General features: G+C 48.3%; 15 protein-coding genes. 2 read left to right on the top strand and 13 right to left on the bottom strand.

The annotated features are described in order from the left end of the window. From ccoP to Q8M75_RS05140, 9 genes are all read right to left on the bottom strand, one after another. Complete coding sequence (gene ccoP, locus Q8M75_RS05180; protein ID WP_305486972.1) at window positions 1-927, bottom strand: cytochrome-c oxidase, cbb3-type subunit III; 927 nt, start codon at window positions 925-927, stop codon at window positions 1-3. Further along, on the bottom strand, window positions 924-1094 hold the full coding sequence (locus Q8M75_RS05175) for a cbb3-type cytochrome oxidase subunit 3 (RefSeq protein WP_371131750.1): 171 nt from the start codon (window positions 1092-1094) through the stop codon (window positions 924-926). Before Q8M75_RS05175 ends, ccoP begins: the two co-directional genes overlap by 4 nt. Before the next feature lie 12 nt (window positions 1095-1106). Then, on the bottom strand, window positions 1107-1775 hold the full coding sequence (ccoO, locus tag Q8M75_RS05170) for a cytochrome-c oxidase, cbb3-type subunit II (protein ID WP_305486971.1): 669 nt from the start codon (window positions 1773-1775) through the stop codon (window positions 1107-1109). Between the two features lie 14 nt (window positions 1776-1789). After that, on the bottom strand, window positions 1790-3232 hold the full coding sequence (ccoN, locus tag Q8M75_RS05165; protein WP_305486969.1) for a cytochrome-c oxidase, cbb3-type subunit I: 1443 nt from the start codon (window positions 3230-3232) through the stop codon (window positions 1790-1792). 161 nt (window positions 3233-3393) lie between these two features. After that, complete coding sequence (gene ccoS, locus Q8M75_RS05160) at window positions 3394-3594, bottom strand: cbb3-type cytochrome oxidase assembly protein CcoS (RefSeq protein WP_305486967.1); 201 nt, start codon at window positions 3592-3594, stop codon at window positions 3394-3396. A gap of 49 nt (window positions 3595-3643) precedes the next feature. Further along, entirely contained in the window at window positions 3644-6127 is a 2484-nt protein-coding gene (locus Q8M75_RS05155) for a heavy metal translocating P-type ATPase (protein ID WP_305486966.1), read from the bottom strand. Further along, window positions 6087-7301 (bottom strand): MFS transporter, encoded by a 1215-nt coding sequence (locus tag Q8M75_RS05150; RefSeq protein ID WP_305486964.1) that lies wholly within the window; start codon window positions 7299-7301, stop codon window positions 6087-6089. The genes Q8M75_RS05155 and Q8M75_RS05150 overlap by 41 nt, the downstream gene beginning before the upstream one ends. A 59-nt stretch (window positions 7302-7360) precedes the next feature. Continuing rightward, window positions 7361-8107: a 2OG-Fe dioxygenase family protein gene (locus Q8M75_RS05145; RefSeq protein ID WP_305486962.1), complete on the bottom strand. Its 747-nt coding sequence runs from the start codon at window positions 8105-8107 to the stop codon at window positions 7361-7363. 32 nt (window positions 8108-8139) lie between these two features. Continuing rightward, window positions 8140-9441, bottom strand: coding sequence for a TAXI family TRAP transporter solute-binding subunit (locus Q8M75_RS05140; protein WP_305486960.1), 1302 nt, complete (start codon window positions 9439-9441; stop codon window positions 8140-8142). Window positions 9442-9541: 100 nt separating this feature from the next. On the opposite strand from Q8M75_RS05140, the gene Q8M75_RS05135 reads away from it, so the two are divergent. Continuing rightward, window positions 9542-10303: an SDR family oxidoreductase gene (locus tag Q8M75_RS05135; RefSeq protein WP_305486959.1), complete on the top strand. Its 762-nt coding sequence runs from the start codon at window positions 9542-9544 to the stop codon at window positions 10301-10303. Window positions 10304-10405: 102 nt separating this feature from the next. On the opposite strand, the gene Q8M75_RS05130 is transcribed toward Q8M75_RS05135, so the two are convergent. Next, on the bottom strand, window positions 10406-11182 hold the full coding sequence (locus Q8M75_RS05130) for a ferredoxin--NADP reductase (protein WP_305486957.1): 777 nt from the start codon (window positions 11180-11182) through the stop codon (window positions 10406-10408). 288 nt (window positions 11183-11470) lie between these two features. Between Q8M75_RS05130 and Q8M75_RS05125 the strand changes: the two genes are divergently transcribed. Beyond that, the gene (locus Q8M75_RS05125; protein WP_305486955.1) at window positions 11471-11857 is read left to right on the top strand and encodes a sirohydrochlorin chelatase; all 387 of its coding nucleotides are present in this window, start codon (window positions 11471-11473) and stop codon (window positions 11855-11857) included. Here the strand turns inward: Q8M75_RS05125 and cobA are convergent. The 3 genes from cobA to Q8M75_RS05110 are packed head-to-tail and all read right to left on the bottom strand — an operon-like array spanning window position 11756 to window position 14795. After that, window positions 11756-12559: a uroporphyrinogen-III C-methyltransferase gene (cobA, locus tag Q8M75_RS05120; protein ID WP_305488190.1), complete on the bottom strand. Its 804-nt coding sequence runs from the start codon at window positions 12557-12559 to the stop codon at window positions 11756-11758. The genes Q8M75_RS05125 and cobA overlap by 102 nt on opposite strands. An 8-nt stretch (window positions 12560-12567) precedes the next feature. After that, entirely contained in the window at window positions 12568-13110 is a 543-nt protein-coding gene (locus Q8M75_RS05115) for a DUF934 domain-containing protein (protein WP_305486953.1), read from the bottom strand. Beyond that, the gene (locus Q8M75_RS05110; protein ID WP_305488188.1) at window positions 13107-14795 is read right to left on the bottom strand and encodes a nitrite/sulfite reductase; all 1689 of its coding nucleotides are present in this window, start codon (window positions 14793-14795) and stop codon (window positions 13107-13109) included. The genes Q8M75_RS05115 and Q8M75_RS05110 overlap by 4 nt, the downstream gene beginning before the upstream one ends. Between the last annotated feature and the right edge of the window lie 125 nt (window positions 14796-14920).

Raw genomic sequence — 14920 nt, 5'->3', positions numbered from 1 at the left:
CTATTTTTTTGCCTGATCGACGCGAATATTCGTTAAGCTCCACACGTATGCGGAAATCAACTGTACTTTTTCAGGTGTTAGGATTGCTTCATGGGCAGGCATCTGCCCATTTCGCCCTTTTGCAATCGACTCGGTAACCGCCGCTTCGGTACTGCCATATAACCATGTTTTGTCCGTTAAATTAGGGGCGCCGATGGCGGTATTGCCCTTCCCATCTACCGCATGGCATGCAACACAGTTTGCGGCAAACAATGTACTACCGCGTTCTGCTTTTGCAGGATCAACCGATAATCCGGATAAGCTACGAACATAGCTGGTTAAGTCAACAATATTCTCTTTACTTAAATGGGAAAATGCCGGCATCACACCGCTGCGACCTTGCAAAATAGCTGTCTTAATCATCTCGGGACTACCCCCATACAACCAATCGTTATCGGTCAGATTGGGAAAACCTTTCGAGCCTCCTGCATCTGATCCGTGGCATTGTGCGCAGTAATTTAAGTACAGGCGTTGGCCCATTTCACGGGCCTTTGGATCAGCAGCTACTTGCTGCACATCAAGCTCCATGTACTTTGCGTAAATGGGTTTGAGTTCTTCATTGGCTTTGATAACCGAAGTGGTGTAGGCAGTGTCGGTGGTGTAGCCCAGCAGGCCTGGGTAGGATCCAAGGCCAGGATATAGCACGAGGTAAATTAGGCCAAAAACACACGATAACAAGAACATCCAAGCCCACCAGCGCGGTAATGGATTGTTGAGTTCGCGTAAATCACCATCCCAGACATGTCCAGTATCAGCAACACTACCGTCTGCATTTTGCTCTACCGTTACCTTGCGCTGGGAGGATAGTAACCACACGCACCACACAATCCCAATTAAGGTAATGGCGGCAATAAATATGCTCCAGTAGGAATCGATAAAGTCGCTCATTTCTTTTCCTTTGTAAATTCATCCGGAAGATCAAACGGCAATTCTGCTGACTCCTGATTGGCTGGCTGTCGCTTAGCAGACCATGCCCACCAAATAATGAGCAGAAAAGCGGTTAAACCCAATATCGTTGAAATAGCAGACAAATAAGGGGCGATGATTTCGATCATGTCATTTCTCCTTTATTTGCCGATGCCAGTAGCAGAGCTAGTGGTGGCCGCTGGATTAGTTGATCTGCGGTGAATACCTAAACCTTGCATATAGGCAATTAAGGCATCCTCCTCCGTTTTACCTTCCAGCTCTTTAGGCGCATTGGCAATTTCTTCCTCGGTATACGGAACACCGAGTCGGCGCAAGGCCTTCATATGCGCCTGGATGCTGCCGGCATTTGCAGCGGTATGCTGAAGATAGGGGTAGGCCGGCATATTCGACTCTGGAACCACATCCCGCGGATTACGAAAATGAATGCGATGCCACTCATCGGAGTAACGCCCGCCTACGCGTGCAAGATCTGGGCCCGTCCGCTTACTGCCCCATAAAAATGGATGGTCGTAAACCGATTCACCGGCTAATGAGTAAGGGCCGTAGCGCTCTGTTTCTGAGCGTAGCGTACGAATTTGCTGCGAGTGACAGCCCACACAGCCCTCACGTTGGTAGATATCTCGGCCCGCAAGACTTAGCGCCGGAAAAGGGACTACACCTGGCGATGGCTGAGTCGTCGAGTGCTGAAAAAAGAGCGGCACAATTTGCACCAAACCGGCTATCGACACCACCACAATCGTGGCAATAATCAACCAACCAATATTGCGCTCAAAGGTTTCATGGGAAAAGAATTTGTATGGCTTGGACATGGCTTTTCTTCTCCTTAATGGGCCATCACCAACGGCGCAGGTATAGGCGCGTCAATGAATCTCTTGTTGTGAAGTGTCTTGTAGACGTTGTATGCCATCAGGAGCATGCCGCCTAAATAGCAGATCCCGCCAATTAACCGAATGACATAGAAGGGGTAAGTTGCCTTGACTGACTCCACAAAGCTATAAGTCAAAGTACCGTCTGGCTCAAATGCGCGCCACATTAAACCTTGCATCACGCCAGCAATCCACATCGCTGCAATGTAGATAACCACACCCAAGGTTGCGATCCAGAAATGAAGCTCAATCAAGCGCGTGCTGTACATGTCTTTTTTTCCAACAAGGCGCGGTATTAGGTAATACAGCGAGCCAATCGTAATCATTGCCACCCAACCGAGTGCGCCGGAATGGACATGACCAATGGTCCAGTCGGTGTAATGGGATAAGCTATTGACCGTTTTAATTGACATCATCGAACCCTCAAAAGTCGACATGCCATAAAAGGACAGCGCAACAACCAAGAACTTCAATATCGGATCACTGCGTAATTTATGCCAGGCTCCCGAAAGCGTCATAATGCCGTTGATCATGCCGCCCCACGATGGCGCAAGCAGGATGATAGAAAAAACCATACCCAAAGACTGTGTCCAGTCTGGCAAAGCGGTATGCTGTAAATGGTGCGGACCAGCCCACATGTAGGTAAAGTTCAGGGCCCAAAAGTGCACAATGGATAAACGATAGGAATAGATTGGGCGCTCAGCCTGCTTTGGGATGAAGTAATACATCATCCCCAAAAAGCTAGTGGTCAAGAAAAAACCGACCGCATTATGCCCATACCACCACTGAATCATCGCATCTTGCGTACCCGAATATGCCGAGTAAGACTTAAAAAGACTTGCTGGCATTTCAATATTATTGACAATGTGCAACAGCGCGATCGTCAAAATATAAGCACCAAAAAACCAGTTCGACACATAAATGTGTTTTGTTTTACGTTGCATGATGGTGCCAAAGAAAACTACCGCGTAGGCAACCCACACTACCGTTATTAAGATATCAATCGGCCATTCAAGCTCCGCATACTCTTTCGAGGTACTAATCCCTAAAGGTAAGGTAATTGCTGCAGCAACGATGACGGCTTGCCAGCCCCAGAATGTAAATGCAGCTAACTTGTCCGAAAACAAACGTACCTGGCAGGTGCGCTGGACGATGTAATAAGAGGTCGCAAACAGCGCACTACCACCGAATGCAAAAATCACTGCGTTTGTGTGCAGGGGGCGCAAACGCCCATAACTCAACCAGGCGATGTTAAAGGTAATTTCTGGCCAAACCAATTGCGCTGCCAGTATCACCCCCACGAGCATGCCTACAATGCCCCAGACGATGGTTGCAATCGCAAATTGACTAACCACCTTGTAATTGAAGTGATCTTGGTAACTACCCACGGTGCTGCCCATGGCTTCTCCCTTATGCAAATCGTGGCGATCAGTCGCCCTAAATAATGCTCAACAGCGCAATTTATTATCGATTTAAGGGTGTATTACTGATTTGATCTATATCAAACGAGCTCGGCCTAATTGCTCTAGTGAGCTAACTTATTCTCTGCGGCCAGTGGTTACTAGCGGGATTTCGATTTTGACTTGAGATCGGGAGCGGGATTTAACTTCTCCGCTTTTGGCGCATCATCGTCCATCAGAATAGCCTCGCCTGGACCATTTAAATCATCAAACTGACCGGTTTTGACAGCCCAATAAAAGAGATAGGCTAAAAAAGGAATCAGCAGCAATGACAGCGGTATTAAAAGAAGCAAGCTTTCCATTACCGCAGTCTAGCGCAATCACCTGCTGCATGGAATACGAACGAGCAAACTATGCTTTACGCAGACGCCATGCATTGAGGGTAACGGCTAGCGAAGATAAAGCCATGCCGATGCCCGCAACCCAAGGATTCACCCAACCCATCATCGCTACCGGAATTGCTACGACGTTATAAACGAAGGCCCACAATAGGCTTTGCTGAATGACAGCTTTTGTGCGATCTGCCATTAAGAGTGCTTTGGCTAGTGGCGCCAAGGAGGTGGCAGTGAGGATGGCATCCGCACTAGCAGAGGCCAGGGGCGAGCCCGAGCCAATCGCCACTGAAACATTAGCCTTCGCTAATAGGGGTGCATCATTGATGCCATCCCCAATTGCTAGGCAGATTCGGCCATCGGCCTGAAGGGCCTCAATAAATGCATACTTACCCTCAGGGGAGATGGCGCCATGGAAATGTGTCATTCCAAAATAGCTTGCCCACCAGCTTACCGTCACCACATCATCGCCAGAGACCATGTGAACGTTAATGTTGCGGCGCTTGGCCATAGCAAGCAATTCACTGACGCCAGCCCTTGGCGTATCTAAAAAAGTGAAGCGGGCAATCAAGCCTTGCTCATCCGCTAAAAAAACAGTGCCATATTCACCAGAATGCGGATGTATGGCCCCTTTCATATAACCGAGCGACTGCATCCATACTTGACTACCCAAAACAAAATTGCCGGCACGCACTCCAGAGCCCAGCTGATTATTAACAAGCATTCCAGGAGAGTGAGGAGTAAGTCCTGCTTGGTGTGCGGCACGAATAAATGCCAGCGCCAAGGGGTGGGATTGCCCCTCCTCTAGTCCTGCCGCAATCGCAAGCGCCATTGATTGATCGAAATCAGTCCGGAACAATTCGACTTCTTTTAACTCAGGCTCACCCATAGTCAAAGTGCCGGTCTTATCTAAAACAATGTCCGTAACCTTAACTAAGCTTTCCATCACATGGCCCCGCACGATCAGGAGTCCCAGTTTCGTGACGGCTCCCTGGGAAGCTGCCATGGCGGTGGGCACTGCGAGGGAGAGTGCACATGGGCAACTCGCTACCAATACCGCAACTAAAACTGTCCAGGCCCGAGTGGGATCAATGGCAAGCCAAACAGCGGTCGATAGAACGGCGCTCACAATTAAAAAGAGAACAAAATGACCTGCCCATTTTTCAGCCAAGCCAAGGACTGCAGGCTTAGCCTGCAAGGCATTATCTAGCAAAGAGGCAATGCTAGCAATACGAGTGGATTGCCCAAGCGCAGTAATGATCATCACCAATGGATTTTGAATATTATGCGTCCCTGCATACAAGGTGTCGCCAAGCTCTTTTCGAATGGGTTTTGATTCACCGGTCAGCAGTGACTCGTCTACGCTACATTCCCCCGCAATTAAACTGCCGTCGGCCGGAATCACAGCGCCTGCCGGTACTCGCAAATAGTCACCTATTTGGCATTTCACAACAGGCACGGATTTCAGCTCGGCTGATTCGGGGTAATGCGTAAAACGCTCGCAGGTCGCAGGTAACTGCTTGGCAAGCGCCTCTGCCCCACCCTGCGCATCCTGGCGCGCTAGCAATTCGACATAGCGTGCTCCAAGAATAAAAGCAACGAACATCGTGATTGAATCAAAATAATGCTCACCAGAACCATTAAGCAAATTGATGGTTCCAGCAATAAAGGCGAGCGCTAAAGCCAAGGCAATGGGCACATCCATCCCTAGCATCTTGCTTGATCTAAATAGCCGAATACTATGCCATGCGGATTGAAAGATGGGGCCTGCCGAATAGACCATCACAGGTATGGTTAATAACCAGCTTGCCCAATTAAGGAGTAGCTCGGATTCCACACTGATGTCGCTATCACCCAGATAAGTAGGCCACGCATACATCATGACCTGCATCATGCCCAACAGGGCGACCCCCAAACGGGTAAGTAGTTGCCGCCGCTCTTTCTTAGCCCTTTCAAGCGCAAGCGCAGGCTCAAATGGCCAAGCACCATAACCGATACGCTCTATCGCATGCAATAAGCTAGCCAAACTAGTTTTACTCGGGTCAAACTGAATGCGGGCCTTTTGCGTTGCATAATTAATTTGGACATCGTGAACACCTGGCATACGCCTCACAAAATGTTCGCATAGCCATACACACGCAGCGCAGCGAATCTTTTCTAGTTTTAAGGTCGCTTCTAGCTGGGTATCGCCGATAGTTTTAGTAAAACGCGAGAGTAAGAGCGGATCATCATAGGGCAGCAATCGCTCTGGTATTGCCTCACCGATACCATCCGCATCCGGCTTATCGCCCGGTACTCGCCGAGCATAAAATACTTCCAGCCCCTCACCATGAATGGTTTGAGCAATCGCCATACAGCCTGTACAACAAAAGGAATGGTAGGTGCCGCCCAGTTCTAACTTCAGTTGTGTATTTGCAGCAACGTCATTACCGCAGTGATAGCACACCTGAGTCATATTCACCTCAGCGCGAAGGTGGGCTGGGTTTTCGCTTGGACCACCCATTGCGACGCTCAAAGAGCACAAATAGCACTCCCCAAATCACAATCGAGAAGTAGGCCCACACCCAGGCTGACTGGGATTCCTGCGATCCAGAGAGATCCAAAACAAAGCCAAAGATGGCAGGGCCTAACAAGCCACCACCAAAACCCATGAGGGAGTGCAGGCCCATTGCGGCGCCTTTGATCTGCGGCTGCGCACTCGTTACTAGCCCCGCAGTCAAGGTGGCTGAGTCCGCCATAATAAAAATCGAATGACTCGTAGCAAGTAAGGCAATCACCCACCAGCCCTGACCAGTAGCAGAGGCTAATCCAATACCCAAGATGGCGCTAGTCAGCATGACAAAACAAATCCAATTCTGCCTGCCGATTTTGAGCGCCATTTCATTACCCAGAATGGATGCAGGCACGCCAAAGAAATTAATCACACCAGCCAAGGTAGTCGCTGCTAAGAAAAAAGTTTCGCCGGTGTAGGCTGTACAGAACGCAAAGAAAGCCACCAACCAACTACGTGATGCAAACAACTCAAGGGAATGCGCGGTGTATCCAAAAATATAGCCTGATGCCTCTTTATTCTGCAACACCATCTGCCATTTTTTTAAGGGAAAAATATCACTTAGCTGAATCTGAATGGGGCCATGCCATTCAGGCTTATCTAAAGCCGGAATTAGAAGCCAAACAATCAAGAATGCGAGCAATGGTCCGAGAGCAATCCACTCGTAAACTGCCTCCCACCCCAAAGCCTCCAATATCCAGCCTGAGATGAGATAAGACAAGCCCGCGCCAATGCCAAAAAAAGCCGTGTAGAAGGAAATATGCCGGGTAACCTCACCGTGCTGCACGCGGTCAGACAGTACCTTCAAACCGGGCATATAGGTACCTGCCAAACCGGCACCATTCAAAGCCATAAAGAAAAAGGCAGAATAAAAGCCGCTTGCAAAAAGGCCCATGCCCAATAGACCTGTTATGCCCGATAAGCCGCCAATTAAATAAATCTTCCGCGCATCAACTCGGTCGGTTAATACCGTTGCCAGAGGCACAACTATGATGTAACCAACAAAATAGGCACTTGCTATTAAACCGGCTTCAAAATTACTCAGGCCCCATTGGTTCTGCAAGGTAGTCAGAGTGACGGCATAGCATGCAAACCCTAAAAGTGCACAAACTTGTGCAGCCAACATCAAGGGGGTGCAGTTTATTTTTCCGGCAATCGTAGGCACAGAATGGGTTCGCTTAGCAGTTACTGTGAGTTGGCATGAGGTGAATTCTGAAACCCATTGGACCGAAAGGTCAGCACCAAGGTGTCTCGATAGCCGTGTGGCATGGTTGGCTGAATCGGTGTTGTTTCATGAATCATTCGCTCATCATTCATCAACAAGACGGACCATGGCTCAGTTAAGGTAAAGCGTAAGCCAGAGGAGGTATTGACCTCGAAGATGCGGGTCTCGCCGCCTTTGATGTTATGGCGGTCAATTAAAAATACGGCAACGAAATCCACACCATCCCGGTGAGCACCTTCCGGGGTTGGTCGGCCAATGCCATCGCTCGTATCGATGCGAAATTGATGCGCTTCAATAAACCAGGTTGTGACTGGCTTAAGGGAATTTAAGAGTCCTGCGGTATTTTTGATTAGCGCTTGCCAGTAGACGTCATTTGCCAAGGCTGGTGTAATCGGCTCAAACCAACGCTCAATACCGCCATGCAAGGCGTTATAGTCGACTGACTGCCAGTGGGCGCGATGCGGAACCATCTTTAGTTCTGATCCGCTTACCGTATAACTAGCGTGCCGCCGATAGCGATAACGCCCGCCGTCTTTTAAGTAAGGATCACGCGGCAGATCCTGCCAATGCACCCCCAAACCAAGTAAATCGCTGACGCTAACATGGGCCAACTCCGCAACCGAGGCGGCGGCGGCAATTGCAAATCCACTGCCTTGGATTGCAGGCGCAATTTGTGGGGTAGGCGTTAACGGCGGAGAGAGATTCACCGTCTTATTTTAGGACATCGACGCACTTACTGTCACGAATCGAGTTTTAGACGTTCTCGCACCATATTGACGTGCCCCTTTAAGTCATAGAGCTCTTTAGACTCAAGGGAAGATACCTTCATGGCATTCACGCGCATTTGTATGTCCGCCAAGGCCTGACGACTCGCTTCGCGCGCAGCGGGGTCTGCAGCAGTGCGCTCTAATACTTTGAGCTCAGCGTAAATACGGGATAAACGAATGCGCAGACTTAAATCACGCAATGCCGGAATGTAGGCTATTAAAGGAATCAAAATAGCCAAAATAGGAATGACAACCCGCGCAAAGCGACCAACCCAAACGGCAGTCCAAAATGGCAAATGGCGATGCAAAAAAGAGGGGCCGTCTTTTAAATAAATCTCCGAATCCATTTGCAATGGAAAATCAAGGCCATTGATCGATGGAAATTCACCCTGCTTTTGTAAGCGCGAATAGGATTTCAAAATAGCTTGCGCATTTTCTAGGAGTAGACTGACGATGGCTGGACTGATCGTCTCACGACTGACCAAGGTTGCAGTTGCTGCAATCATCTGCCGGTTGAGCCTAGGAAAATCATTTTCGATACTCAGTAGACCGCGAGCTAAATCCACTTTGGTTAAAAATGGGAGAGCGCGAGTATAGGCGTCCGCCTGCACAAAATTCATCAGCTGCACACCGGGCAAGTTGATAAAGCTTTTGAGCAGCGGCGCTTCGGCTGCAGCCACCACAAAAACGGCATCCAGATTTCCAGCGGCTAATTTTGCAGCTCCTTCCTGCGGAGTCAGGGTCTGTATTTCAAGATCCGTTGGCTTGATTCCGCTGGTATCGAGCAGGAGTTTTGCTATCGAATTAGTACCGCTTCCTGCATTGCCAATCGAGACTCGCTTCCCCTTTAGCTGGGTAAGGAGGGTCAGTCCATCTGGAACCCCCTTAAAACTAGACTCGCGATAAAAAACCCATACCGGCTCATAAAACATCCCGGCGATCGATACGAAATGCGGATATTGCGACACATCCGCAACGCCGCCCTGAATCATTGCTAGATCTACGCCCGATTTGGGATCTGCCAATAAAGCCAGATTGTCTTGCGTGCCCCCCGTCTTCAAAACCTGAAGTTCAACCCCTTCTTTTTTCAAAGAGGATTGCATCCGTTCGCCGAAGCGGTAATACAGGCCATCCTGAAATCCAGTAGCAATCACAATCGACTTGGGCGGGGCCGGAATGAGCGTCCACAATAGGCCAAATACAAATACGATGAGTAGCACCAATATTGCCAATAAGGCATATGGGTTGTAGCGGAGTCCTTGAATGCGGTTCATGATCGTGGGCGTTTTTTGGATTATGCCCTGCCTCTGAGGGCATCTGCTATTTTCACGCTAAGATAGCAATATAAGAACCCATCCAATCAGAAAGTAGTCCATGAATATATCCTCCTTGCGCGTAGCCCTCGTAACCGGTGCCGGTAGCGGTATTGGCCGAGCCGCTGCTAAGGCCCTGCTCGGCGGTGGCTACTGTGTTGTCCTCACCGGACGCAGGCTTGATGCTCTGCAGAATGCCATCCAGTTAATCGGTGGCAATGATAGTAATTGCCTTGCTGTTGCATGTGACGTAGGCAAACCAGAGGATGTTAAAAATCTCTTTAGCACCCTGAAAGCCAAATGGGGACGAATTGATGTTCTCTTTAATAATGCTGGCACAGGTGCCCCAGCTATTCCGATGGAAGAGCTCAGCTACGAGCAATGGATGAATGCCGTCAACAGTAATTTATGCGGCACTTTTTTATGCTCACAAGAGGCGATCCGTATGATGAAAGCGCAGACTCCTCAAGGTGGTCGCATCATCAATAATGGATCGATTTCGGCGCATGCACCGCGCCCGATGACGGCGCCTTACACTGCAACAAAGCATGCCATTACCGGCTTAACAAAGTCAATCTCATTAGACGGTCGCCCATTTAATATCGCCTGCGGCCAGATCGATATTGGCAACGCTGCTACTGAGATGACTGAACGAATGGCTGCTGGAATTATGCAAGCCGACGGCTCAATTAAAGTCGAGCCACGCATGGATGTTGATCATGTTGGGCAGGCCGTATTACACATGGCTCAGCTTCCACTGGAAAGCAATATTCAATTCATGACGATTATGGCCACTAATATGCCGTATGTTGGTCGGGGCTAATTCCACCCTTCCCTTGCCAGCATGAATAGAAGCATTCGTTTGCATTTCAACAAAATCAGCTGGGCTTTACTGCTCAACTTCCGTAACTCACCCGCTCCCGACCTACTTCTCAACAAACGCCCGCTCAAAGACATAATCCCCGAGTTGCCCGAGGCTAGGAGAGACCACAAAGCCTCTGGCATCTAACATGGCGCAGGTTTCTTTAAGCATGGCGGGGCTACCGCAAATCATGCCGCGATCCGTTTTGGGGTCTAAAGGCGGTAATCCAATGTCTTTGAAGAGTTGACCCGACTCAATTGCCGTGGTCAGACGTCCCGTTTGCTTAAATGCCTCCCGGGTCACCGTGGGGTAATAAATCAACTGCTTCTGTACGAGCTCGCCAATGTATTCATCTTGGGTCAATTCGTTTTTGATGTATTCACCATAGGCGAGCTCGCTAACGAGGCGTACCCCATGGATGAGGATCACCTTCTCAAAGCGCTCATAGGTATCGGGATCCCGAATAATGCTCATAAAGGGAGCTAAGCCAGTACCGGTACTAAAGAGGTAGAGGTGTTTGCCGGGATTGAGGTCATCAATCACCAGGGTGCCGACTGACTTTTCGCTGACCAAAATGGGATCGCCCACTTTGATGTGCTGCAAACGCGAGGTTAAGGGGCCATCGGGCACCTTAATGCTTAAAAACTCGAGGTGCTCAGCATAGTTGGGGCTAGCCACGCTATAGGCTCTAGCCAACGGCCTACCATCGACTTCTAGGCCAATCATTAAGAAGTGACCATTGCGAAAGCGCAGGCCTTGATGGCGGGTAGTCGTGAAGCTAAACAGGGTATCGTTCCAGTGGTGAATCGAGAGAACGGTTTCGGTATTGTAGGTAGCCATTATTTTTAGAGTCGTAGCAATTTGCTCGAGGAATTGATTCCCAATAATCTCTCTTTTGTTACTATTTTAGACATCACCTAATCCTCAATCTCAAGATACGTGTGCTGCTTACGATACTGGCAGTTGACATCATGATTTTCTAGCTTGCCATTCACTTCTGTAGTCGACTTTTTGCAAAACTGGCAACGATATTCATATAACTTACCCTCCACTTTTTCTTGTGGATAATGAATGTATAAAGCTTGAGGATAAAAATGCATTGCCGACTCTTTCTATACAATTGAAATAATGAAAGCACTCATTCTTTTTGGACATGGAGCACGTGATATACGCTGGCGCGAACCGTTTGATTGCCTGAAGCGCATGTGGCAAGAGCAATTCCCAGATATTCCAGTTGAATTAGCGTTTTTGGAATTGATGCAGCCTAGCTTAGTCATGGCAGTTGGTTTATTACGCGATCAAGGAGCCAAGAACATTCAAATTGTTCCTGTATTTTTTGGTCAAGGTGGGCATTTGCGCGAAGATTTTCCTCGGCTTTTGCAGGATGCTAAAGCGCAATTCCCCGATCTGCATTTAAGCTCTTCTCCTGCTGTTGGTGAGAGTAAAGCTGTCTTGCAAGCCGTTATTCAATTTAGCGCTAGCACGCTCAGCCAAGGCCTCGCCGATCAGTATTAGCAATGGCTCGTCGCTTTGCTGCCAGGTTGACTCATCTGGTTCATGATCAATATTAAGACTTGCCAAGTCGAATAAAGACATCGACCATTTACGTTCACGTTTAGTGCTGATGGCTTCGAGTATATGCACTGGCGTTGATGCTGCCCTGCCTTGCTCCAGTAATTGCTTTGCAATAGCACTGGCATGGCATCTACCCATGTAATAAATCAAAGTATCTGCCGATGGATTTTCAAATAGCTTTTTTGGTTGATTGGCCTCGCTTACAGCCTTGGCATGAGTAATAAACGCAATGCTACGAGACACACCTCTTAAGGTTAAGGATCTCCCTAAACTAGCAGCGCCCGCAAGTGCAGAAGTAATGCCTGGTACTATTTCGTATGCAATCCCCGCCTCATCCAATGCTGATAATTCCTCATCTGCCCTTCCGAACAGCATTGGATCGCCACCTTTAAGGCGCACTACCGTAGCGTACTTTTGTGCCGCATCCACGAGCATCTTATTAATGAAGCGTTGTGCCGTAGATAGCTTCCCACAGCGCTTACCCACCGGGATTAACTTGGCTTTTGTGCACAAAGCCAACATCTCTGGCTCAATCAACGCATCGTGCAGCACAATATCGGCTGCTGCTAATAGCGCCGCTCCGCGCACTGTAATAAGATCAGCCGCACCTGGGCCCGCACCCACCAGAAATACCTTCCCCAATGAGCTCATCAGCTTAAAACCTTCTCGAGCTCACTTTTCGTACGCGGGCTTCGCCAACTATTCTGCATAAAAACGCTATATTGGCTAAATTGAGTTAGAGCTAAATTACTGTCTTGGTCCGCTCGCAATACAAAATGGTCGAAGCCGACTCGAGCGAGCTGGTTGAGCTGATCGATTAATACATCTCCAGTTGCCCAAATTGGTCCATTCCAGGCTAAGCGATCTCGCAATAGAGCAGCGGTGCTATAACCGCGTCCATCTCGGAATATCGAAAAATTGATAGCCACTAAAGGCCAAAATTTTTTTCCTGCATGAATTAGTTGGCTAGACTGCAGAACATCATCATCTTCAGAAAACCATACACCAATTTCCCCCGCAAGCGCCCGATTTAATAGCTCAGAATCCTGACTGTGGTGAACCCAATACTTAAAAGGGATGATCTGTCTGCCAGATGGAACTGGTGCAGCGGTGTCTTTTGGTTGCCATAGCAGCCAATCAGATTCAAGAATCTGTGGAGCCTCGCCAAGGGGGTAATGAATTAACTTACTCATGTAACCCTCGCCGAAAATGCATTGTGTGCATAGGCAGCCTCTTTAAAAGGCTCAAGACCTAGGCGTAAATAAGTTTGAGAAAAAAGCTCTCCCTCATGGCGTTTTTCCACATAAACCCTGAGCAGTCGCTCTATTACTTCCGGAATCTCTTCTGCCAAAAAGGCACGGCCGATTATTTTTCCAATGGCAGTCTCATTTCCTTGAGTGCCGCCCAAACTCACCTGAAACCATTCCTCTCCATCTTTATCGACGCCCAATATTCCAATATTGCCAACATGGTGATGCCCGCAGGAATTGATGCATCCCGAGATATTGATAGAGATATCCCCAAGGTCATGCAAATAATCAATATCATCAAAGCGCTCTTGAATAGCCTTGGTAATCGGTAAGGACTTGGCATTTGCCAGCGAACAAAAATCTCCTCCGGGGCAAGCGATAATATCCGTGAGTAGTCCAATATTACTTAAGGCCAACCCCAATTTTTTTAAACGCCTCCAAAGATCGACTAGTCGCACAGTTTCTATGTCAGCCAGAACCAGGTTTTGTTCATGGGTAACTCTGAGTTCGCCAAAACTAAAATGATCTGCCACATCTGCGATTGCCTGCATTTGAGCAACCGTCACGTCTCCAGGTGCATTTACTCCGTGGGGTTTCAGCGACAAAGTGACGCTAGAGTAGCCCGGCACTTGATGAGCGCGCACATTCCGCTGTAACCAGCGCCCAATAGCTAGCTGCTCCTGTGGTGTTACGGAGGAAATTAAGTCTTGATGGGTGACTACTGGAGCATTTATATATGCCGGCTTAGAGAAATGCCTCGCGACATTATCCCAATCTGCTTGAGTAAAGTCAGGTTGTGTATCCTTAATCTCATTCCACTCTTCCTCGACCTGCCGAGCAAATTCATTTATACCCAACGATTTAACCAATATCTTAATGCGCGCTTTATAGATATTGTCACGTCGACCGTGAAGGTTATATACCCGCACTAAGGCCGTTAAATAGGATGGAAGATTTTTCCAATCTAATTCGGTTCTTATTAATTCCGCAAGAATTGGCGTTCTACCCATACCGCCGCCCACATACAGATTGGCAACCAACTGATTGTCTATATTTTTCTTAAGCTCGATTCCGACGTCATGACACAACAATACTGTTCTATCCTGCTTTGCTCCATTGACAGCAATCTTAAATTTACGGGGTAGATACGCGAATTCAGGATGCAGTGTTGACCACTGCCGCAGTAATTCGCAAATTGGCCTTGTATCCACTACCTCATCACTTGCCACTCCAGCAAAAGGATCGCTTGTGATATTACGTATGCAATTACCTGAGGTTTGTATTGCATGCATCTCTACTTTCGCCAGCTCAGCCAAAATATCTGGTACCTGCTCTAACTCAACCCAGTTAAATTGAATATTCTGGCGAGTAGTAAAGTGCCCGTAACCACGGTCATAACGAAGTGCAATGTCAGCTAAGGTGCGCAATTGATCGGAACTCAACATCCCGTAGGGAATGGCAACACGCAGCATATAGGCGTGGCGCTGAAGATATAAGCCGTTTTGTAAACGCAGGGGCTTAAACTCGTCCTCAAGCAGTGTGCCCTGCACACGGCGGGCGACCTGATTTCTAAATTGCGCTACCCGCTCTTGGATAAGTGCTTGATCGTTTTGGTCATATCTATACATGAGCTCCATTGTTATGGAGTTTTTTCATAGCTAAAACGAATAAAAAGCTATATCAATATATCAATTTGAATATAAAGCCACTTCATCATTGTTTCAACCTTGGTATGGATGAAATAAAGCCATTT

This window comes from Polynucleobacter sp., from assembly GCF_030693775.1.
In the GTDB taxonomy this organism is placed as follows: Bacteria; Pseudomonadota; Gammaproteobacteria; order Burkholderiales; family Burkholderiaceae; genus Polynucleobacter.
The sequence above is the reverse complement of the archived record's forward strand: the minus strand, read 5'-3'. Positions and strand labels throughout refer to the sequence as shown.